The organism is Methanoculleus formosensis (assembly GCF_025384765.1).
In the GTDB taxonomy this organism is placed as follows: Archaea; Halobacteriota; Methanomicrobia; order Methanomicrobiales; family Methanoculleaceae; genus Methanoculleus; species Methanoculleus formosensis.
In genome coordinates this window covers 287,509-308,062 of record NZ_VHLL01000001.1, presented here as the reverse complement: position 1 = coordinate 308,062, position 20,554 = coordinate 287,509, and the positions used below count along the sequence as shown (strand labels likewise).

The window sequence follows — 20,554 nt, the reverse complement described above, 5'->3', positions numbered from 1 at the left end:
CTGCGGCAGCACGATCAGGCGTGGATCATCGTCAGCATCATCTTGAACCGCGTGACGGCGTGGACGGCGTGGGGGATCTTCGCCGGCATGATGATCAGGTCGCCCGTCTTCATCGGATACTCCCTGTCCGCGATGGTGATGAGAGCCTCCCCGTCGAGGACCTGGAGGACGGCGTCGTAGGGCGCGGTGTGCTCCGAGAGGCCTTCGTTCTCGTCGAAGGCGAAGACCGTGATGGTCCCGGCCTTCGTGTAGACGAGCATCCGGCTGACGATCGAGCCTGCCTGGTAGGCGACAAGGTCGCGGGGATCGATGACCTGTTCAGCGAGGTTCTCCTTTGCTTCAGGCATAGAGGTCTGTTCCCCCTGGAGGGTATTCTGTTTTGCGGCCCGGGGAGGCCCCACATCCCCACATTTTTTTCGCCCGACGGCCCAAATATTACAAGACCTTCCGTGTACTACCATCTCATCCTGACCGATAACTGCAACCTCTGCTGCACCTACTGCCGGGGGAAGGCGTTCACCGTGGAACCGCCGGAACAGCCCGATATCGTCATCGACGAAGACCTCGCGGTCGACCTCGATATCGATCTCGCCGACCTCTACCGGTTCCTCGCAAAGGATCCCGACGCCGTGCTGACCTTCTACGGGGGAGAACCTCTCCTCGCCGTCGACCGCGTCCGCGAGATCGCCCGCGACGCCCCGGTCTCGGCGCTGATCCTCCACACGAACGGCACCCTCCTCGACCGCCTCGAACCCGGAACAGCGAACCGGTTTGACACGATCCTGGTCTCGATCGATGGGCCCGAGGAGCTCACCGACGCTCACCGCGGGGAGGGGACGTTTGGCCGGATCACCGGGAACCTGCGAGGCCTCGTGGCAGGCGGGTTCTCCGGCGAGGTGATCGCCCGGATGACCGTGACGGAGGATACCGATATCGTAGAGGCCGTCCGATATCTCACCAAGAACGACCGGTTCTCATTCCCGGCCATCCACTGGCAGATGGACGCGAACTTCTGGAACGACTACTCCTTGCGCGACTACGCCGCGTGGGTGAAGGAGAGTTACAACCCCGGTATCCGGTCGCTCGTCGCGTTCTGGGTCGAGACGATGCGCGAGGAAGGCCGGGTGCTCCGGTGGTACCCCTTCATCGACCCGGTAGAGGATATGCTGCTCTCCCGGCCGAGCATGCTCCGGTGCGGGTGCGGCCACGCGAACTACAGCATCATGACCGACGGGCATATCGCCCCCTGCCCGATCATGGTCGGGATGAAAGACTACTACGCCGGGCATATCACGACCGCCGACCCCCTCCACCTCCCGGTGACGGCCGTCGGGGCCCCCTGCACGGCGTGTGGTATTCGCGACTTCTGCGGCGGGCGGTGCCTCTACTCGAACATCACCCGCCCCTGGCCCGAGGAAGGGCGGCGGGTCGTCTGCGGGACGGTAGAGAACCTCCATTCGGCGCTCTCCGCGGCGCTCCCGGAGATCCGCCGCCTCATCGAGGCGGGGGGGATACAGATGGAGGACTTTGCCCACCGGAAGTACAACAGCTGCGAGATCATACCGTGAGCAAGGGGGACGGGGAGGTTCAATCGTCCCCGAGGCTCGCGAGGAGTTCCTGCGCTCCCTCTACCATGGCGCGGGCGGCTTTCACCTTCGCCTTCACGACAACGTGGTTGCCCTCTTCGAGTGCCGCTTCCGCCTCCCCGTAGAGGACCTCGGCCCGGTCGGTCCGCGTCCGGGGTTTTTTGACGTCCTGCCCTTCGACGGCCGCGAGCTCGACCTCTTCCTGGACGGCGAGGAGATCGCCGTAGAGTTCCTCCAGGAGCTCGCGGAGTTCCTCCGTCCGGGCGAGATCCTCCTCCCGCTTCTGCCGGCCACGCTCGCGGAGAGCTTCGCGTGCCTCTTCCTGCCCCTCGATGATCGACTGAAGTTCGTCCTCGACATCCCTGACCGCCTCCGCGAGCACTTCCGCAAACGCCGTCCTGTCCTCGCGGGAGGACTCGTAGCCGTCATAGGCCCCGTAGGCCCCGCCGGCCGCCGCGCCCCCGATAGCTCCGCCGACGACGTCGCCTACGTCCCGGTCGCCCCGGAGTATGCCGCCGAGGAGACCCCCGATGCCTGCCCCGGTGATGGCTCCCGCTATCCCCTTCCGGACCTCTTTTCGCTCCCGGTTGACGGTGTAACTCACCCGGACGTTCTCGCGGTCGACCGTGATCTCCATGCTCCCCTCTTCGCCGGTATGCCGAACATCCATCCTTGAAGATGCATCCCCGATGTTCTGGTGCGTGATCTCCGTGCCCCTGAGCGCGAGCTGCGACATCAGCCGTTCCACGAAATCGCGGTAAAGAGACGAAACTCCCTGCCCATAATAAATAAACGCCATAGGATCATCCGTTACGGTTCTCGATGGTAGAAGATACACCAGTATCCGATAAAAAGCCTTTCCCGGGCGGCCCGAGAGGAAACAGGGCATTGGCGCGATTCCCCGCAGGAAAAAGCCAACATTCATCCGTCCGGAGGAAGATTATTTGCAGGGACCCATGACGGCCATCGGAGAGATACTCTGCAGAATCGGGCTCCACCGCTGGGGCAGGAAGCGGGGATACGACCAGTACTCCTCGAACGTCATCGAGTGGGAGCAGCGGTGCGAGCGATGCGGGAAGAGAAAGCGGTGGGTCGAGGCGAAGCGGGACCGGCGGCGGTGACGGTTCAGGCGCCGGCATCCCGGACCCGCCAGCCGCCTTGCGGGACCAGTATCTCGAACCGCGCACCCCGTCCGGGGTCTCCGGTCTCCCGAATGCCGATCCCGGTGGTCAAGAGGATTTCCCGCACCAGGAATAGGCCGAGGCCGGTGTTCCTGCCGAAACCACGTATGAATATCCTCTCTTTCTCGTGCGCCGGTATCCCGGGACCGTTGTCCTCGACGACGATGAGAAGGCTCTCCCCCCGGCGTCGGCACCCGACCCTGACCTCCGGAGCCGGCCCGGCATACCTGACCGAATTCTCGAAGAGATTATAGAATACCTTCTCCAGCATCGGGTCGGCGTAAATCTCAAATTCTCCGGCTTCGCTCACGAGCGTGAGATCCCGGGCGTCGAGGTCCGCCGCCGCATGCGCCACGCATTCCCGAAGTCCCCGGTAATCCGGGGCCCGAACCCCGAGGTCCTGGTAGTCCTGGGTGAACGCAATCTGGCGGCTGATGAATCCAAGGGCCTGCTGCTGCCTGTCCATGTAACCAAGGAGAACCGGATCGGTTATCCGCTCTCTCATGAACTCCAGGTTGCCCTGAAGGACGGTCAGCTGGTTGAGGATGTCGTGCCGGGTGATGCCGGAGAGCAGGTGCATCTTCCGGTTCGCGGCTATCAACGCGGCTTCCGTCTGCTTTCGCGCGGTGACGTCCCGGACGATGGCCTGAAGCTGGCGCGGGCCTTTCACGTCCAGCCGGCTCACACTCATCTCCGTATCGTAACGCTTCCCGCTCGGTGCGGTGATCCGCCACTCGAAGAACTGCGGCTGCCCGGAATACGCCGCCTGCATCTTCTCGACAGCGCTCGCAAGCGCCGGAACACCGTCCGGCTGAACGGGGCTTGAGAGATCCCAGGGGGTCTTCCTGATGAGAAACTCCCGGGTGCACCGAAAGGTTTCGAGGGCCTTTTCGTTGCAGTCAACGAACCGATCCTCCTCGAAGATGAATATGGGATCGTTCGCCCCCTCGAAGAGAGCGCGGTAGCGCTTTTCGGAGTCACGCAGCGCCAGAATGGCGCGCCGGCGCTCAACCGCCCGCACGACCCGGTGCTCAAGCTCGGCAAACTGCGAGTGGGGGTCGCCTCCTTTCTGGATATAGCCGTCCGCACCGCAATTGAGCGCCTCCACGACGACCTCCTCACGGCCGCGCCCGGTGAAGAGGATGAACGGGATATTCTCGAAGTGCTGCCGCACCTCCTTCAGGAGTTCAATGCCGTCCATCTCCGGCATCTGGTAGTCGGCGACGACGGCATCGCAGCGCTGTTCTCCGAGCAGGTTCAGGGCTTCCCGGGCGGAGGAGACAGTCTCTATGGCGAGGGCACCCGAGCGCTCGAGAAATAACTTACCGATTTCGAGAAGGGCTGGTTCATCATCGACGTAGAGTACGGAATACCGAACCATCTGCAAGGCTTCCAGTTCCCAATAATACCCGAGCGACTACATAATAACTTATCGGAATAACACAACGGCGTTAAAATGCATTTTTCAGAAGTTAGATGCGAATATTGCATTTTTGCCGATAAACGATGCTTTAGGAATCTATCTGCACACCCTGCATTATACGAAGCCATTCCCTGCGCAGGCGGCAGCCGCTCCGGTGTCGCTGCCGTTCCAGCCTGCTCCCGGGAAGCCCGGAAAAGAACGGCTGCTCCCTGTAGCATCCGGATGAGCCGGAGATATCGCTTGAGGCAAAAAAGGAGTTATTTCTTGAGTTCCTTCCCTGCCGAGAAGGCCTTCGCGAGCACCTTCCCGAACCCATAGTACTCCTGCCGCATCGAGTCGTAGGCGAACGGCCGGATCTTCTCGATATCGGGTTTGCCGTCCGCCCCGAGGGCGCTCTCGTCCACCTTCACGTCCAGGATCTCCCCGATGAACTGGGTGTGCATGCCGATCTCGACCGTCTGGAGGAGCCTGCACTCAAGGACGACCGGGAATTCACCGACGTAGGGGGCGTTCACCAGGTCGCTCTTCACCGGCGTAAGCCCCGCCGCGGCGAACTTGTCCGTATCCCGCCCGGAGGCGATCCCGAAGTAATCCGCTTCCTTTACGTAGTCCGTCGAGGGTATGCTGATCGTGAACTCGCGCTGCTCGACCAGGTTTGCGTAGGTCTGCCGGACCTTCTGCACCGAAACCGCCACTGACGGCGGACGGGACGAGCAGATCCCGCCCCATGCGGCGACCATCGCATCCGGCCGGCCGTCGGTGCCGTAGGTTCCGACGATCAGGACGGGATGGGGATAGAGAAGAGTCCGTGGACCGACTGATTGCTTTGCCATGGGGATATGGTTCGTCCCCGGGCCGGGATAAACTTTTTCGAGCCCGGGGGCGGGCAGGGGAAGTGGCCCAGTACTTCGCTAAAACGGGTGAGGTAACCTTCACGAGGTCAACCCATCGACCTCGTCCGGGGGCTGCCGATCCCGGTGTAGGTCGCTATGCGAGGCTGCATGGGTCGATCGCAGAGGCTGAAATTCGCGGAGTACTGTGGCCGAACGCTCACGCGACGGACGCTACAGTCAGAGTAACCGGCAGCAAGTCCGTTATTTACGGTGCCGGGACCTGCCGCTGAACGTTATATGGAGAAGGGTGGGCGGTACGTTCATATAGGATACCCGCATGAGTCAGTCGCCGTCAACGGAGGAAATGGATATGGGTATTGTGAAGTGCTGCCGTGAGCAGGTCGTCGCTGTCTCGCCGGACACGCCGGCGCTGGATGTGGCAAAGGTCATGGGAGAGAAGAACGTCGGGAGCGTCGTCGTCGTCACGGGAGAGAACCGGCCTGCCGGCATAATCACCGACCGCGACCTCGCGGTCAGGGTCATGGCTCAGGAGAAGAACCCGGGCGAGGTCCGGGCCGGGGATATCCTGACCCGGGATGTCGTCACGTTCCAGGACAGCATGGGGGTCTACGAGGCCATCCAGAAGATGACCGCGGAAGGCATCAGGCGGATGCCGATCGTCGACGACGGCGGGAGACTGATCGGGATCGTCACGATGGACGATATCATTCGGATGCTGGGCGAAGAGATGGCCGCCATCGCAAAGAACATCGAGAAGCAGAGCCCCCCAATGCAGAAAGCAGCCGCTCCCCCGCCCATGTAGGGGGACCGGCACCCTCTTTTTTGCCACAGGTCAGGCCCCTACTCCATAGCGAAGACCACAACCTCCCCGGTCTGGTTTATCCTCCCGTTCATCGCCCGGACCATCTCCTCCCAGGTCGCCCCGGGCGCGAGTGCAAGATCGAGATCGAGTGCATAGACACGGAAGAGGTAGGCCTCGCCCGCCCCGGCCTCCGGGCAGGGCCCGCGGTAACCGAGGGTATCGAAATCGTTTGTGCCCTGCACGGCATGGAGCGGCGACTCCACCGTCTCTCCCTCCGGGAACCCTTCGGGGATCAGCGAGACCGCGGGGAGGTTCCAGAGGAGCCACGCCACCTTTGACGGCCCTTCCTCGGGGCTCGTCGTCGCAAGGATCGCGAGCGACTTGATGTTCGGGAGGAGCCCTTCGACCCGGATTGCGGGCGACCGGTTCGCTCCCCGGCAGGTGTACTCCGGCGGGAACTCTTCAAAGTCCAGACTCACTACCAGTTTTTGTGCCATATCAAACTCCTATGACACTCATTTTCCAGGACCATGGTATTAAATGGTGCGTTCAGTCACCGGGAGTACATGGCGGCTGTCTCGCCGAACCCGAGGACGTGGCCCCGCATAGCATCGATGAGGTCGTGCTTGCCCGCGCCGGGCGCGAGATCGAGCATAGCATCGAGCCCGTAGACCTTGAAGAGGCAGCGATGCATCTCGCCCGGGGGAGGACAGGGACCGCGCCACCCGATGCTCCCGTAGTCGTTCGTCCCCTGGACGGCACGCACCGGGGCCGTGACGACGCCCTTGCGGCGGGATGCACACCGATACCTATCCCAGGGAGGGGAGGGCTCCGGTATCTTTTCTTCTCCGGCAGGGGGCTCTCTCACCCCGCACCGGCCGCCCTTTATCCGGTGGCGAAGACAACGACTTCCCCGACCTGGTTCATCGATCCTTCCATCTTCCGGACCATATCTTCCCAGGTCGCGCCGGACGCAAGCGGGAGATCGAGATCAAGCGCATAGACCCGGAAAAGGTACGTTTCAGTCGTTCCGGCCTCCGGGCAGGGTCCCCGGTAACCAAGGGTACCAAAATCATTTCTGCCCTGCCGGGCATAAAGGGGCGACTCCACCACCCCTCCTTCCGGGAACCCCGCAGGGATCTGCTCGACGGCAGGGAGGTTCCAGAGAACCCACGCCACCTTCGACTCTCCGCCCTCGGGGCTCGTCGTTGCAAGGATCGCGAGCGACTCGATGTTCGAGAGGATCCCCTCGACCCGGATCGGGGGCGACCGGTTCGCTCCCCGGCAGGTGTACTCCGGCGGGAACTCGTCAAAATCAAGTTTAACAGCCAGTTTTGGCATCATACGGCAGACTCTCTCGATACCTTCCTTCAAGGACCAAGATATAAATAGGTATGTGCGTGGAGACTGTGACGGCTACGGATTCCCTGTTTGTCGACCGGGTCTGTCACTGCCTATATCGTCCGCGTGTGAAGACGTGATGATCCGGACAACGTTCGTGGCAGACCTCGCGTTCTTCGCGTCTTTCGCGTGAGATCTGCCTGAACCAGGTGTTTACACCCTTCAAACCCCGATGGCCGTCACCGGGAGTACATGGCGACGGTATCGCCGAACTGGAGAACGTGGCCCCGCATAGCCTCGATGAGGGCGTGCTTGCCCGCGCCGGCCGGGAGATCGAGCATGGTGTCGAGCCCATAGACCTTGAAGAGGCACTGGTGTGTCTCTCCCGCGGGCGGACAGGGGCCGCGCCAGCCGAGGGTCCCGTAGTCGTTCGTCCCCTGGACAGCCGGCACCGGGGCCGTCACGACGCCCTCCGGCGGGATACCTCCCGGGATCACGGATGTCGGCGGGAGGTTCCAGAGGAGCCAGGTGGTGAAGGAACATCCGGGTTCAAAGGGGTTCAGTGCAAAGACCGCCAGCGATCGCGTCTCCCGGGTATACCCCTGGACCCTCAACTCAGGAGAGAGGTCGGCGCCGTCGCAGGTATTCCAGATAGGGAGGTCCGCCGAACGGAGCGAGACGATCAACTTAGCAACTTCGGAGCCCATACAGGAGTTCTCATCGCGAGGCCGATAAATAGGTTGCGGGAGAAGCACCCTGATCCGTTACCGGGAACCCGGCGGGGCTTTGAGAACCGCCTCGCGGCCGTAGACCGCCGTCGTCTCGCCGTAGCCGGTTGCAGCAGAAGAGAGCGCCTCCTCGAGTTCGCGCCGGGCCGCACCCGGCGGAAGGTCGAGTTTCCGCCCCACGTCCCAGACCCGGATGAAGAACCGGTGGACTGTCCCCTCCGGGGGACAGGGGCCGCTGTAGCCGATCCGCCGGAAGTCGTTCATCCCCTGGACGGCAGGGATTGGGTGCGAGGTCCGGGGTTCCGGGGGGATGCCCCGCGAAATCTCGCCGGTCGACGGTATATTCCAGGCAAACCAGTGGGTGAACGTGCCCCGCGGAGCGTCGGGGTCATCCATGATGACCGCAAGGTAGGGCGCGTCCGATCCGATGATCTCTATCCATGGAGAGAGATCCTCCCCGTCGCAGGTGTGCTCCCGGGGGAACCGGTCGAAATCGATTCTTATCGTCAGGTTCTGCATACTCATCACCTTCCGCACCTCGTGGAGGTGGTCGCAGCATCAGAAGAGCCCCATGTCCCGGGCCTGGACCAACAGTTCCTGCACCTCGCTGTCGGTGAGGTCGTGCCACCGCCCGTAGGCCTCCGCCACCGCATAGGTGGGGCTGGTCCGGATATTCAGGCAGACGACGAGATCCGCCTTCCGGGCTATGAAGTTGACGGCCTGAAGCGAACCAGTGGGAGCCGCCACGACAATCTGGCGGGGCGACTCGGCCCGGGCAGCCTCGACCGCGGCGAGCATCGTATACCCGGTTGCGAGGCCGTCGTCGATCAGGATCGCCGTCCGGCCCTCGATCCCCGGATCCTCCCGGCCGCCGGCGAACTTTGCTATCCGCTCTTCCACGTTCTTTCGGGCCTTATTTATGGCGGCGTTGACTTCGGCCTCCGAGAGGGCGAGAGCATTCACGAGAGGGTGGTTCAGGAAGACCTGCCCGTCCCAGGTCACGGCACCGAACCCGGCCTCCGGGTTCCAGGGAACCTGCACCTTTCGCACCACCGCCATCCGGAGCGGGGCCGCGAGCGCCCGCGCCACCTCAAGCCCCGGAGGGATCCCCCCGGCGGGGATTGCGCATATCACCGGTTCGGCGGCCAGCTCCAGCGCCGAGAGGGTCGCCGCGAGGTGTCGCCCGCCGTCGGTTCGGTCCTCAAAAACGCTCAGCCTGTCCCGCATCGATCTCTCCTCAATGATCCGGCCCGCATCCAGCATGTGCCCGCCCTTATCGTGCCGGGATATTAACATGTTGTGGTGGGCGGGCCGCCTGCTCCGGGGAGCGATACCAATAACTCCCAAAAGATCGATGATCAACCCAGAGATGATCGGGAGAGAGACTGACCGGAGGGAAGACCGCTGACGGGAGTGGATGCGGTGACCCTGTATACCGACGGCGCTTCACGGGGCAATCCCGGAGACGCCGCCTGGGCGTACGTGATCGTGCGGGACGGCGCCGTCGTGGCCGGCCGTTCCGGCTACATCGGAACCGCGACCAACAACGTGGCCGAGTACCACGCCGTCATCAATGCTCTTGAGGGCGCACGGGAGTTCACCAGCGGGAGATTGGAGGTTCGTTCGGACTCGGAACTGGTCGTGCGCCAGCTCACCGGCCGGTACCGCATCACGAAAGAACACCTTGCAGACCTCGCTGAGGAGGTGCGGGGGCGGATGCGCCATTTCGATGAAGTCAGGTTCGAGAGCGTCCCGCGGGAGCACCCCTGCATCCAGGTCGCGGACTGTCTCTGCAACGAGACGCTCGATGCGAGGAAGCGATAGCATGGCTGCGATCGAGTGCATTCCCATCGGCGTCGTCCGGTCGCCCTACCGGATGCGCGGCGACGCTCCCCGGCAGGGCCGTCTCGCGGATACCGTCGCGGAGATCCACGTCCTCGACGCCTACGTCCCGGGGCTCGAGGGCACGGAGCGGAGCAGCCACCTCATCGTTCTCTACTGGCTCGACCGGGCGGAGCGCGGACTGCTCTTCGCGAAACCACCGGGTGAGACCCGGGAGAGGGGAGTCTTTTCCACCCGCTCGCCCGCCCGCCCGAACCCGATCGGTTTCGGGATCGTCGACCTCGTCCGCCGGGAGGAGAACGTCCTGATAGTCAGAGGGCTTGACGCTCTGGACGGGACGCCGGTGCTGGACATCAAGCCGTACTCCCCGGAGATCGACTGCATCCCTGAGGCGACGGGCGGGTGGCACATCAAGAGGTAGGCGGACACGAAGCGCCGTGCCAAAAACGGTGACCGGGGGCGGAACCGAATTATTTGTCACCACCTATACCTTTTTGTGGCTTTTTACCGTTAGTATATAGTAGTTCTAGATCCTTGGAAGGATACTATATCGCAGAGGATACTCCCTATGACTCAGACAAACGAACCCAATCAGGAAACCTGTGCCGGGAACTGCTCCAGCTGTCCGTCCGCGACCGGATGCAGCGATCCAAGAAACGCGGACGCCCCGAAGGGCCTCCCGCCGAAGGCCGACGTCAACGTCAAGCACGTCGTCCTCGTCCTCTCCGGGAAGGGCGGCGTCGGGAAGAGCACGGTTTCGGCAAACCTCGCCTATGCCCTTGCCAACCGCGGCTATAAGACGGCTCTCATCGACCTCGATATCCACGGCCCGGACATCCCGAAGATGCTCGGGATCGAGGATGCCCGGCTCCAGTCCTACGACGGGAAGATCATCGAGCCGGTCAGGGTCACCGGAAACCTCGCGGTCATATCGATGGCATTCCTCCTCCCGGAACGCAACACCCCCGTGATCTGGCGCGGCCCGATGAAGATGACGGTCATCCGGCAGTTCCTCGAGGACGTCAGCTGGGGGGACCTCGACTACATGATCGTCGACCTCCCGCCCGGCACCGGCGACGAAGCACTCACCGTCGCCCAGCTTGCCCCGAACATCGCCGGCGCGATCATCGTCACCACACCACAGGACGTTGCGGTCCTCGACTCGAGCAAGGCAGCCGAGTTCATCAAGAAACTCGATCTCCGGGTGCTCGGTATTGTGGAGAACATGAGCGGCTTTGTCTGCCCCCACTGCAAGGAGGAGGTCGATATCTTCGGCAAGGGCGGCGGCAAGAAAGAGGCGGAGAAGATTGGAGTGCCTTTCCTCGGGGCCATCCCGCTCGACCCGGAGATGCGCAAAGCTGCCGACGAAGGAAGGCCGTTCATCATCCGCCGTGCCGGGGCCGAGGAGAACCCGACCTGGAAGAGTTTCGACGCCATTATGCAGGCTATGGTGGACCAGATCGAGGAGTAAAGAATGGATTACTCGAAGATTCTTGCAGGCCGGGAGGAACCCCTCCCGGTATTTTCAAGGGTCCTCGAAGCACTCGATAACTTTGAGGAGTTCCCCTTCCTGCTCGAGCCCATCTACCGCGAGGCCTCGGAGCTCGGGGACGACGATCTCGACCGCCTGCGGTTCGGCCTCGTCCGCCTGCAGGTCTACGCCGACATCCACCGCTACGAGGATATGGAGGCAGCCCAGCGGATGAAGTACGTGGCCGCGACGATCGAGCGGGTGCTCTTCGGGAGGCTCCTCCTCGAGGGTGAAGAGGCCGGCGGCAAGCAGTGTTGCTAGGGCGGGACGGTTCGGAACTCCGAATAGCCCTCGAAGTAACGCATCATTTCCATTAAACCCATTTATTCTGAACGCGTTCACCAATTGCGTCGTTTTCCAGGCACATGCCACGCTGTTCCAGGTGTGGTATCGGTTCGATCGGCTACCGGGATATCAGCCGGATGATTGCCCAGAGACAGGAGAATGAAGGGTGGGGCAGGTCGACAGTCAAGCGGTTGCCAGATGCCCATCAGCAGGAGTTTTCCGGCATCAGTAATTCACTAATTTCGGCACCCGACACTGAGCAATGCGGCCTCGTACAATCGGTAACGAGAAGTTGGCAGCACTCGGAGACCGGACTTCGCGGCTTCGCGATCTTCGCGTGAGGCTCTGTCGACACCAACACTAATTCATTCACGCGAAGGCGCGCAGAACGCGAAGGGAAGTCGATGGGCTGACCTCTTGAAAACTACCTCAGCCATTTTAGCGAAATACTGGGTATCAAAGGGTTTTTCGGTCCAGAATCTCCGGTATAGGTGGCAGATTTACCGGGAATACCACGACAGCAAAAAACTCCAACCACAGGTTGGAGAAATCAGATGGAGCCACAACCCCGTCATCATGTTACGGTGCGAGGAACTGCTGGAACGCGAATTCTGCTTCCGCATGACCTGTATGCTCGGCTGGATGTTGAGGGTCAGTACGTCGCTAAAAATTCTGAGGAACCATCAAGAGGGCAAACCACTGACTTCATTTCGCGGCCTCGCGCTCTTCGCGCGAGAGACGCTGTCGACACCAGCATTCATTCATTCACGCAAAGTCCGGTGTCCAGGTGCTGCCCCAACTCCTCGTTGCAGAGTCGCACGAGCACATCGTTGCCGGGCGGCCAAAATCAGCGAAGTACTTGGTTCTGAAAGACTCGCACAACATGTGCGAGAAACTGGCCGGGCTCATCCGAGGGTTTGTGCAACGTACCATTGCACGATCTCCACGGCGTGATAAAAATCACAACCCACCGTCCCAACGACCCTAAAAAAAGATTCAATACGTCGCCAGATACCGCTCAAGTTCCCAGGGGTGAACCGCCGTCCGGAACGACTCCCACTCGGCCTCGGCGACGCTCGTGAGCGCCTCGACGACATGGGGGCCGAGCGCCCTGCAGATGAGGTCGTCGGCGAGCAGGGACTGGTGAGCGGCGTAGAGATCCCCCGGCAGCGTCTCGATCCCGGCGCACTCCCGCTCGGCGACCGTCATATGGTAGATGTTGTTGCTGACACCGGACGGCGGCTCGATCTCCTCCCGGACGCCCTCCATCCCGGCGGTGAGCATCGCGGCGAAGGCGAGGTAGGGGTTGCAGGTGGGATCAGGGCTGCGGAACTCGACCCGGGTGCTGTTGCCGCGGGGCGACGGAACCCGCACCAGGGCCGAACGGTTCCCGGCGCTCCAGCTGACGTAACAGGGCGCCTCATAGCCCGGGACGAGCCGTTTATAGGAGTTGATCGTCGGGTTCGCGACCCGGGTGATGGCCTTTGCGTGTCTGAGCAGTCCGCCGATGAAGTGCATGCAGGTCTCCGAGAGCTGCCGCGGGGCATCCGGGTCGAAGAAGGCGTTCTCCCCGTCCTTCGCCAGCGAACAGTTGACGTGCATCCCGCTCCCGCAGATGCCGTAGATCGGTTTCGCCATGAACGACGCGTGCAGGCCGCGCATCAGCGCGATCGTCTTCGCGGCGAACTTGAACGTGATGACGTTGTCGGCCGTGTGGAGCGCGTCGCTGTACTTGAAGTCGATCTCGTGCTGGCTCTCGGCAACCTCGTGGTGGGAGGCCTCGATCTCGAACCCCATATCGGTGAGCGCGAGGATGATCTCGCGCCGGACGTCTTCTGCAAGATCGGTCGGCGCGAGGTCGAAGTAGCCGCCGACGTCCTGGAACTGCGTGGTCGGTTTGCCGTCGAGCATCTTGAAGAGGAAGAACTCCAGTTCCGGCCCGGTATTGAAGACATAGCCGTCCCGCGCTGCATCCTCCATCGCCCGCCGGAGGACGTAGCGCGGGTCGCCCTCGAACGGTCTGCCGTTCGCCATGCAGACATCGCAGACGAAACGCGCCTCCGCATACTCACCCGACCGCCAGGGCAGGAGGCTGTAGGTCGAGAGGTCCGGCTTGAGCACCATATCGGACTCCTCGATACGGACGAACCCCTCGATCGACGACCCGTCGAACCCGATGCCGCTGGTCAGGGCCTTCTCTGCCTGCTTCACCGGGACCGCGACGTTCTTGGGCATACCAAGGAGGTCGGTAAATTGAAGGCGAAGGAATCGGACATTATCCTGTTCGATGAGATCGAGCATCACAGAAGTGGCGTCGCGGGACATGTGGAAGTCACCTTCTATCCGATGAAATAAATACCTATTGACACAAATATTCCGACAGAGTTCCAGAAACGGCAACTGAAGCTACTCACCGAGGTTACAATGTGCGGCATTTTTGGTGTAATGGATAAGAGGCGCCAGATGATGGACGGATCCGGCATCCGGGAGGCCCTCTCCACGATGAACGAGCGCGGCAGCGGCGAGGGGGCGGGGTATGTCGCTTACGGCATCTACCCCGACTACCGGGACTGCTACGCGCTCCACGTCTTCCTCGACAACCCTTGCGAGAGCAAAGGGATCGTCGACGCAACGCTGGAGCAGTGGGGGACGATCGAGCACGACGAGGCGATCCCGACATGCGACCAGCCCGGCCTCCGGGCAAACTGCACCCCCTGGCGTTACTTTTTCAAGCCCGACGCCTCTCTTGCTCCGGGAAGTGCAACGCCCGAGAAGGACGTCGTCACGAATCTTGTGATGCAGATCAACGCGGGCGCGAACGGCGCCGAGGTCGTCTCTTCGGGGAAGAACGTCGGCGTCTTCAAGTCCGGAGGAGCCGGCAGCTGGCCGGAAGCGGTGGCGGACTACTACCGGATTCAAGACTACGAGGGCTACCTCTGGCTCGCGCACAACCGTTACGCGACGAGTTCCCCTGAGTTGTGGGAGCGGCCCGACCCGTTCAACCTGCACGACTGGAGCGTCGTCGAGAACGGCAAGACCACCACCTACGGGACCAACCGGCGCTACATCGAGAGTTTCGGCTACAACTGCACGACATCCACCGACAGCGAGGTCATCGCCTACGCAATCGACCTCATGGTGCGGCGGCACGGCCTCGATATCGACCTCGCCGTCCGGGCGCTCGCTCCACCCTACTGGGAGGAGATCGACCAGATGCCTGAGGCCGAGCAGAAGTTGAACCGCGCCCTCCGGTTCGCCTACGGCTCTGCGGCGATGAACGGTCCGTTCACCGTCGTGGCCGCGAACCCCGACATGATGGTCGGGTTCACCGACCGGGGCAAACTCCGGCCGATGGTCGTCGGCGAGTGCGCGGACCGCCTCTACATAGCAAGCGAAGAGTCGGCGATCCGGGCGATGGAGCCCGACGTTGAGTCGATCACGCGGCCGGCCGCCGGTGAGCCGGTCATCGGGAGGGTTGCCCCATGAACGCCTGCAACCTCGGGAGCATGCCGCTGCGCTACCGGGTCACGATCGACCGCGACCAGTGCATGGAATGCGGACGCTGCGTCGAGAACTGCTCCTACGGCGTCTTCCGGCAGGAGGGGGATAAGATCCTGATCAACTCCCGGAAGTGCACCGCCTGCCACCGGTGTCTCACCTACTGCCCCCGTGACGCCATCATGCTCACGGAGCAGCCCTGCGACTACCGGAGCCACCCGGTATGGAGCCGGCAGGTCAGGGAAGCGATCTACAACCAGGCCCGGACGGGGAAGATCATCCTCGCCGGGATGGGCAGCGTCGCGGATCTCCCGGTCATCTTCGACCGCCTGATGCTTGACGCCTCTCAGGTCACCACGCCCCCTACCGACCCGCTCCGCGAGCCCGTCGAACTCCGGACCTACCTCGGGAAGAAACCGGGAAAACTGGACTTCCGGCGAAAGGAGAACGCCGATGTCGAGCTCACCACGGAACTCACCCCGAACCTCATGATCGAGACGCCGATCCTGCTCGGCCACATGAGCTACGGTGCGATCAGCCTCAACGCCCACATCGCGATGGCCCGGGCGGCACGGGAGATAGGGACTTACATGGGCACCGGGGAAGGCGGACTGCACCCGAACCTCTACCCCTACGAGGACCGGATGATCGTCCAGGTCGCCTCCGGGCGGTTCGGTGTGAACGTCGATTACCTGAACCGCGGCGCCGCGATCGAGCTCAAACTCGGCCAGGGTGCAAAGCCGGGCATCGGCGGTCACCTCACGGGCGAGAAGGTCAGCAAGGATGTCTCCAAAACACGGATGATCCCGCAGGGGAGCGACGCCATCAGCCCTGCGCCGCACCACGACATCTACGGCATCGAGGACCTCCCCCAGCTCGTCCACGCCGTGAAGGAAGCGACGGAGTGGAAGAAACCGGTCTTCGCGAAGATCGCGGCCGTCAACAACAACGCCGAGAACGTGGCGGCCGTTGCCCGTTCTGGTGTGGACGCCATCGCGATCGATGGGTTCCGGGGCGGCACGGGTGCCGCGCCGCGGGTCTTCCGCGACCACGTCGGCATCCCGATCGAGGTCGCCATCGCGAGCGCGGATAAGGAACTCCGCAAGCAAGGGCTCCGAAACGAGGTTTCCCTCATCGCCTGCGGCAGCATCCGGGAGAGCCCGGACATCGTGAAGGCGATCGCCCTCGGGGCAGACGCGGTCTACCTCGGGACTGCGGTGCTCGCGGCGATGGGCTGCCGTGTCTGCGGGAACTGCTACCAGGGTCTCTGCCCCTGGGGGATCGCAACCCAGCGCCAGGACCTCGTCGACCGCCTGAACCCCGACGTGGCATCGAAGCAGGTCGCGAACCTGCTCCACGCCTGGACGCTCGAGATCACCGAGCTGATGGGTGCGGCCGGGATCACCAGCATCGAGAGCCTGCGGGGCAACCGCGACCGGCTCCGGGGCTATATGCTGGACGAGGGCCTTCTTGAGGTCCTCGACGTCAAGCCGATAGGAGCGTGAACAGCATGACAAAACAGGTCACGATCGATGCGAAGGGGGTCCACTACACCCCCTTGAACCAGCAGATAAGGAAGGCCCTGGAGGACGGCGCCGACGAGGTCGTCGTCAACAACGTCCTCGGACAGCGGTTCATCGGCGACGGTCTTCACGGAGACGCCACGATCCGGGTCAACGGTGTCGCGGGCGGCGACCTCGCCATGTTCATGAGCGGGCCGACGATCATCGTCCACGGCAACGCGGAGCACGCGCCCGGCAACACGATGGACTCCGGAAAAGTGGTGATCCACGGGAGCGCCGGTGACGCGGTGGCGCACAGCATGCGGGGTGGCAAGGTCTTCGTCCGCGGAGATATCGGCTACCGGGGCGGGATTCACATGAAGCAGTACGAGACGCAGCGCCCCATACTGGTCGTGGGAGGGTCGGCACAGACGTTCCTTGGCGAGTACATGGCGGGCGGCCTTCTCGTCGTCCTCGGCCTCGACGGAGTCATGAAAGCCCGCGAGATCGGGAGCGGGATCCACGGCGGCGAGATCGTCATCCGCGGGGACGTGGACGACGCCTGCCTCGCCGCGGGAGCAAAGAAGGTACCGCTCACCGATGAGGACCGCACACGGATCGCCCCGGTGCTCCGGGAGTTCGCGGACGACTTCGGGCTCGATCCTGAACCCATCGTGAACGCGAACTACACCCGGATCGTTCCTGCGAGCGCACGGCCCTTTGCCGGGAAGTATACCTGGGAGTGATAGGCATGGAGATGAAGACTTACAAGGACCTGGAGTCCGAGGTCTGGGCTACGGGCCTCTGCTCCGGGTGCGGGGCCTGCGTGGCGGTCTGCCCGGCGGACGCTCTCCGGTTTGTATCGGGGAACACCGATGCGCCGGTGAACAACTGCTACTGCAAAGCCGAGAACGACAGCGTGCCCTGCGGGGCATGCTACGCGGCCTGCCCGCGGGTCAACCTCGCGGAGCAGGGGAAGATGCTCGGGTCTTACCAGGAGATCGTTGCGGCCCGGTCGGTATTTCCGGTCGAGCGCAAGCAGAGCGGCGGCGCGGTGACGGCGATCCTGGTCAACGCCCTCGACGAGGGGCTGATCGACGCGGTCGTCACCGTGACGAGAGACCCCTGGACGATGAAACCGTCCTCAGCGGTGATCACCGCCTCGGATGTACTCATCCAGCACGCCGGGAGCCGCTACTCCTGGTGGGTGCCGCTCCTTGCGTCCTTGAAAGAGGCGGTAGTCACCCGGAAGTACCGGCGGATAGCCGTCGTGGGCGTGCCCTGTGCGGCACGGGCGGCGCAGGTGATCCGGGCGAGCGACCATGACCTCCTCCGGCCCTACGGGAAGGCGATCCGGCTCGTGATCGGCCTCTTCTGCACGGAGACCTTCGACTACGCGAAACTGGTCGAGGAGAAACTGCAGTCCGAGCGCAATATCGAGCCCTGGGAGATCCGCCGCCTGGACATCAAGGGCAAGATGGACGTCTACCTCCAGGACGAGCGGCAGATCTCCATCCCGCTCGCGGAACTGGAGGAGGCCGTCCGGCCCGGATGCCACGTCTGCACCGACTTTACGGCAGTGGACGCGGACATCTCGGCCGGGGCCGTCGGGTCGCCGGAGGGCTACACGACCATCGTTATCCGCAACGACATCGGCAAGGGGTTCGTCGACCGGGCGGTCTGGCAGGGGAAACTCTCGACCGGCGGCGCCGTCGATCTCGCCCTCGTCGAGCGCCTGGCGGCGAAGAAGGCAGAGCGCCGACAGGAATAAACTTTTTTTACGCCGCCGGATAGTAGGGAGTCATCCCTTTCCCCGCACGGCATGTTCCGCCGCATACCCGATCCCGATCGCGATGATCAGAATGTTCAGGTAGCGCAACCCGATCTGGCCCATGTAGGGGCTGGCAGCCATCCCCGAGAGGGGCAGGAGGACGACGGCGTCGAGCGCCCAGTTGATCAGGAGCCACAGGCCGCCGAGCAGCGCGCCTTCCCGGACGAAACCATCGCGGATGCCCCTGAAATAGATCAGGATGAGGAGGGTGCCAAGCGCGGTAGAGAAGACGAGCAGAACGGTCTTGATCAGGAAGATGTCGTAGAGCGGCTCGCCCTCCGGGGAGTAGAGGGGGATTGAGATGAGGAAGGGGAGGAGCCAGGTGAGGAGGCCGAACCCGATGAGCCTCACGTATTTCGCTGTGCTCATACCTGGAGGGTCGTATTCCAGAGGGATATAGAAATCGGATGTGCGAGAGGAGCGAGGATTGCAACGTCATGCTCACGGCGCGGCACGGGCGGCCCCGGCCGGGAGACGGTGGCGGTACCGGCATCGTTCACCCTGAGTCGGAGGCATAAACGCCTGCGCTTGCGGGGAAAGTTTATCATATTCTGGAGAAAAATGCAAGCAAGTACCGGGTCGCCAGGGCCATCCCCATTTCAATCCAGGTATGCGGAATGCCGATACGAGATAGTATCAGCCCGGCAAACCCACCAGGTGCGCCGTTGCAGAACGACTTCATCATCCGATGGCACCCGGACACAGAGAAGAACCCGTCCCTCTTCCTTGTAAGATGCGTATGAACGACGATATCCCACCGACTAACCTTTATCTCACGCTCGCAAAGGTAGGCGTATTCGCATTCGTTCTGATGAGCGCATACCAGTATCTCAAGGATCACTTCTACCCCGAGATCTCGCTTGCGGACTCACACCTGCATACCGTCATCTTCACCACCCTGCTCGCCACAACCGCTGCCTTCTTCGTCCTCCGTAAACAGCAATCCCTCCTCTCGATGCTGGGCGCCGAAGCGAACGAGCGGAGGGGGACGGAGGAAGCCCTGCGAAAGAGCGAAGAGAAGTTCCGCTCTATCGTGGAGAGTGCGAACGAGGGGATCCTGCAGGTGGACAGCTGCTCCGTGATCACCTACGCGAACCACACGATGACCGGCATGCTCGGCTACCCGGTCGAGGAGATGCTCGGCCGACCGCTGGCTGACTATCTCCTTCCAGAGGAAATTGATCTGCATAACAACCGTATGGCGGAGAGAGCCCGGGGCCTTGACGGCAGATACGAGTGCCGGCTCAGGCACAGAGACGGGAGCGTCCGATGGGCCCTCGTCTCCGCCACCGCCCGGACTGATGGCGGCAGGTCTGCCGGGTCGTTTGCCATGTATACCGATATCACCGGGAGGAAGCAGGCCGAGGGGGTGCTCCAGCGCCACACTGAAGACCTTACCCGGCTCCACCAGCAGCTCGCCTCGGCGAACCGGGAGGCGAACCTCTACCTGGACATCCTCACCCACGACATCAAGAACACCGAGAACGTCTCAAATCTCTATGCCGACCTGCTCATCGAGACGCTTGATGGGGATGCACGGACGTACGCGGAGAGACTTCAGCGGAGTATCAGAAAGAGCATCGAGATCCTGGGGAACGTCTCCACGATCCGGCGGATCCACCAGCCGTCTGACGGGCACAGGTGCGTGGACCTCGATACCGTGATCCGCGATGAGATCGCGCAGTTCCCAGAGGAAATCATCCGTTACGAAGCAACCCGTCACACTGTCCTCGCCGACGACCTCCTCCCGGAGGTCTTTTCAAACCTCATCGGGAACGCCGTCAAGTTCGGCGGCCCCGACGTCGAGATAACCATCCGGGTGGACGCCGAAGACGAGTTCCTCCGGGTCTCGGTCGAGGATACCGGGCCAGGGGTTCCGGACGACCAGAAAGAGGAGATCTTCCACCGCTACCAGAAGAGGAGAAGAGGCGTCGGTGAGGGGCTCGGCCTGTATCTCGTGCAGGTGCTCATCGAGCGCTACGGCGGCAGGATCTGGGTGGAGGACCGCATACCGGGCCGTACGGAGGAAGGGGCGGCGTTCCGGTTCACGCTCCCAAAGGCCGGGGATGACAACCCCGCTGTCCGGGTCGACGAGACCGGGGCGGGGTGCGAGGTTGGATCGGATTGAGCCCCCCGTGCGGCCCCGCCCC

At 62.8% G+C, this 20,554-nt stretch carries 25 protein-coding genes; 13 read left to right on the top strand and 12 right to left on the bottom strand.

Translation table 11 applies throughout. The annotated features are described in order from the left end of the window. Positions 1-14 precede the first annotated feature (14 nt). On the bottom strand, positions 15-347 hold the full coding sequence (locus tag FKB36_RS01710) for a cupin domain-containing protein (RefSeq protein ID WP_261596295.1): 333 nt from the start codon (positions 345-347) through the stop codon (positions 15-17). 102 nt (positions 348-449) lie between these two features. Here FKB36_RS01710 and FKB36_RS01705 point away from each other — a divergent pair, with 102 nt between their 5' ends. After that, entirely contained in the window at positions 450-1,568 is a 1,119-nt protein-coding gene (locus FKB36_RS01705; RefSeq protein WP_261596294.1) for a TIGR04084 family radical SAM/SPASM domain-containing protein, read from the top strand. A gap of 19 nt (positions 1,569-1,587) precedes the next feature. On the opposite strand, the gene FKB36_RS01700 is transcribed toward FKB36_RS01705, so the two are convergent. After that, complete coding sequence (locus FKB36_RS01700; RefSeq protein WP_261596293.1) at positions 1,588-2,322, bottom strand: hypothetical protein; 735 nt, start codon at positions 2,320-2,322, stop codon at positions 1,588-1,590. 220 nt (positions 2,323-2,542) lie between these two features. On the opposite strand from FKB36_RS01700, the gene FKB36_RS01695 reads away from it, so the two are divergent. Beyond that, complete coding sequence (locus FKB36_RS01695; protein ID WP_261596292.1) at positions 2,543-2,707, top strand: hypothetical protein; 165 nt, start codon at positions 2,543-2,545, stop codon at positions 2,705-2,707. 4 nt (positions 2,708-2,711) lie between these two features. On the opposite strand, the gene FKB36_RS01690 is transcribed toward FKB36_RS01695, so the two are convergent. Both FKB36_RS01690 and FKB36_RS01685 read right to left on the bottom strand, forming a co-directional pair. After that, the gene (locus FKB36_RS01690) at positions 2,712-4,148 is read right to left on the bottom strand and encodes an ATP-binding response regulator (RefSeq protein WP_261596291.1); all 1,437 of its coding nucleotides are present in this window, start codon (positions 4,146-4,148) and stop codon (positions 2,712-2,714) included. Between the two features lie 299 nt (positions 4,149-4,447). Next, positions 4,448-5,023 (bottom strand): flavin reductase family protein, encoded by a 576-nt coding sequence (locus tag FKB36_RS01685; RefSeq protein WP_261596290.1) that lies wholly within the window; start codon positions 5,021-5,023, stop codon positions 4,448-4,450. Positions 5,024-5,393: 370 nt separating this feature from the next. Here FKB36_RS01685 and FKB36_RS01680 point away from each other — a divergent pair, with 370 nt between their 5' ends. Then, entirely contained in the window at positions 5,394-5,846 is a 453-nt protein-coding gene (locus tag FKB36_RS01680) for a CBS domain-containing protein (RefSeq protein WP_261596289.1), read from the top strand. Positions 5,847-5,884: 38 nt separating this feature from the next. Here the strand turns inward: FKB36_RS01680 and FKB36_RS01675 are convergent, their stop codons facing one another. The 6 genes from FKB36_RS01675 to FKB36_RS01650 form a co-directional block, all read right to left on the bottom strand. Then, positions 5,885-6,343 (bottom strand): YbhB/YbcL family Raf kinase inhibitor-like protein, encoded by a 459-nt coding sequence (locus FKB36_RS01675; protein ID WP_261596288.1) that lies wholly within the window; start codon positions 6,341-6,343, stop codon positions 5,885-5,887. A gap of 56 nt (positions 6,344-6,399) precedes the next feature. Next, positions 6,400-6,714 carry a YbhB/YbcL family Raf kinase inhibitor-like protein gene (locus FKB36_RS01670; protein ID WP_261596287.1) on the bottom strand — a complete coding sequence of 105 codons (315 nt, stop codon included), beginning with the start codon at positions 6,712-6,714 and terminating at the stop codon, positions 6,400-6,402. A gap of 17 nt (positions 6,715-6,731) precedes the next feature. Next, the gene (locus FKB36_RS01665) at positions 6,732-7,190 is read right to left on the bottom strand and encodes a YbhB/YbcL family Raf kinase inhibitor-like protein (protein ID WP_261596286.1); all 459 of its coding nucleotides are present in this window, start codon (positions 7,188-7,190) and stop codon (positions 6,732-6,734) included. A 236-nt stretch (positions 7,191-7,426) separates the two neighbouring features. Next, positions 7,427-7,894 carry a YbhB/YbcL family Raf kinase inhibitor-like protein gene (locus FKB36_RS01660; RefSeq protein WP_261596285.1) on the bottom strand — a complete coding sequence of 156 codons (468 nt, stop codon included), beginning with the start codon at positions 7,892-7,894 and terminating at the stop codon, positions 7,427-7,429. 57 nt (positions 7,895-7,951) lie between these two features. Continuing rightward, complete coding sequence (locus tag FKB36_RS01655) at positions 7,952-8,440, bottom strand: YbhB/YbcL family Raf kinase inhibitor-like protein (RefSeq protein WP_261596650.1); 489 nt, start codon at positions 8,438-8,440, stop codon at positions 7,952-7,954. Between the two features lie 33 nt (positions 8,441-8,473). Beyond that, the gene (locus tag FKB36_RS01650) at positions 8,474-9,142 is read right to left on the bottom strand and encodes a phosphoribosyltransferase (RefSeq protein WP_261596284.1); all 669 of its coding nucleotides are present in this window, start codon (positions 9,140-9,142) and stop codon (positions 8,474-8,476) included. 195 nt (positions 9,143-9,337) lie between these two features. On the opposite strand from FKB36_RS01650, the gene FKB36_RS01645 reads away from it, so the two are divergent. From FKB36_RS01645 to FKB36_RS13365, 5 genes are all read left to right on the top strand, one after another. Beyond that, positions 9,338-9,739: a ribonuclease HI family protein gene (locus tag FKB36_RS01645; protein ID WP_261596283.1), complete on the top strand. Its 402-nt coding sequence runs from the start codon at positions 9,338-9,340 to the stop codon at positions 9,737-9,739. Position 9,740: 1 nt separating this feature from the next. After that, positions 9,741-10,178 carry a tRNA (N6-threonylcarbamoyladenosine(37)-N6)-methyltransferase TrmO gene (tsaA, locus tag FKB36_RS01640; RefSeq protein ID WP_261596282.1) on the top strand — a complete coding sequence of 146 codons (438 nt, stop codon included), beginning with the start codon at positions 9,741-9,743 and terminating at the stop codon, positions 10,176-10,178. A gap of 147 nt (positions 10,179-10,325) precedes the next feature. Further along, positions 10,326-11,228, top strand: a complete 903-nt coding sequence (locus tag FKB36_RS01635) for an Mrp/NBP35 family ATP-binding protein (protein ID WP_261596281.1) — start codon at positions 10,326-10,328, stop codon at positions 11,226-11,228. Between the two features lie 3 nt (positions 11,229-11,231). Beyond that, entirely contained in the window at positions 11,232-11,549 is a 318-nt protein-coding gene (locus FKB36_RS01630) for a hypothetical protein (RefSeq protein WP_261596280.1), read from the top strand. Between the two features lie 369 nt (positions 11,550-11,918). Then, on the top strand, positions 11,919-12,527 hold the full coding sequence (locus FKB36_RS13365; RefSeq protein ID WP_390895688.1) for a DUF1016 N-terminal domain-containing protein: 609 nt from the start codon (positions 11,919-11,921) through the stop codon (positions 12,525-12,527). Positions 12,528-12,569: 42 nt separating this feature from the next. Here FKB36_RS13365 and glnA read toward each other — a convergent pair whose 3' ends face one another. Beyond that, positions 12,570-13,898: a type I glutamate--ammonia ligase gene (glnA, locus tag FKB36_RS01625; RefSeq protein WP_261596279.1), complete on the bottom strand. Its 1,329-nt coding sequence runs from the start codon at positions 13,896-13,898 to the stop codon at positions 12,570-12,572. Positions 13,899-13,997: 99 nt separating this feature from the next. On the opposite strand from glnA, the gene FKB36_RS01620 reads away from it, so the two are divergent. Genes FKB36_RS01620 through FKB36_RS01605 form a run of 4 tightly spaced genes read left to right on the top strand, consistent with a single transcriptional unit; the run spans position 13,998 to position 18,344 of the window. After that, positions 13,998-15,059, top strand: a complete 1,062-nt coding sequence (locus FKB36_RS01620; RefSeq protein WP_261596278.1) for a hypothetical protein — start codon at positions 13,998-14,000, stop codon at positions 15,057-15,059. Beyond that, a complete protein-coding gene (locus FKB36_RS01615; RefSeq protein WP_261596277.1) occupies positions 15,056-16,576 on the top strand; it encodes a glutamate synthase-related protein in 1,521 nt (506 codons plus the stop codon). Before FKB36_RS01620 ends, FKB36_RS01615 begins: the two co-directional genes overlap by 4 nt. Before the next feature lie 5 nt (positions 16,577-16,581). Further along, positions 16,582-17,319, top strand: a complete 738-nt coding sequence (locus FKB36_RS01610; protein ID WP_261596276.1) for a GltB/FmdC/FwdC-like GXGXG domain-containing protein — start codon at positions 16,582-16,584, stop codon at positions 17,317-17,319. A 5-nt stretch (positions 17,320-17,324) separates the two neighbouring features. After that, the gene (locus FKB36_RS01605) at positions 17,325-18,344 is read left to right on the top strand and encodes a Coenzyme F420 hydrogenase/dehydrogenase, beta subunit C-terminal domain (RefSeq protein WP_261596275.1); all 1,020 of its coding nucleotides are present in this window, start codon (positions 17,325-17,327) and stop codon (positions 18,342-18,344) included. A 30-nt stretch (positions 18,345-18,374) separates the two neighbouring features. On the opposite strand, the gene FKB36_RS01600 is transcribed toward FKB36_RS01605, so the two are convergent. Then, positions 18,375-18,773, bottom strand: a complete 399-nt coding sequence (locus FKB36_RS01600) for a hypothetical protein (protein WP_261596274.1) — start codon at positions 18,771-18,773, stop codon at positions 18,375-18,377. Between the two features lie 370 nt (positions 18,774-19,143). Here FKB36_RS01600 and FKB36_RS01595 point away from each other — a divergent pair, with 370 nt between their 5' ends. Further along, complete coding sequence (locus FKB36_RS01595) at positions 19,144-20,532, top strand: PAS domain-containing sensor histidine kinase (RefSeq protein WP_261596273.1); 1,389 nt, start codon at positions 19,144-19,146, stop codon at positions 20,530-20,532. Positions 20,533-20,554: the final 22 nt, after the last annotated feature.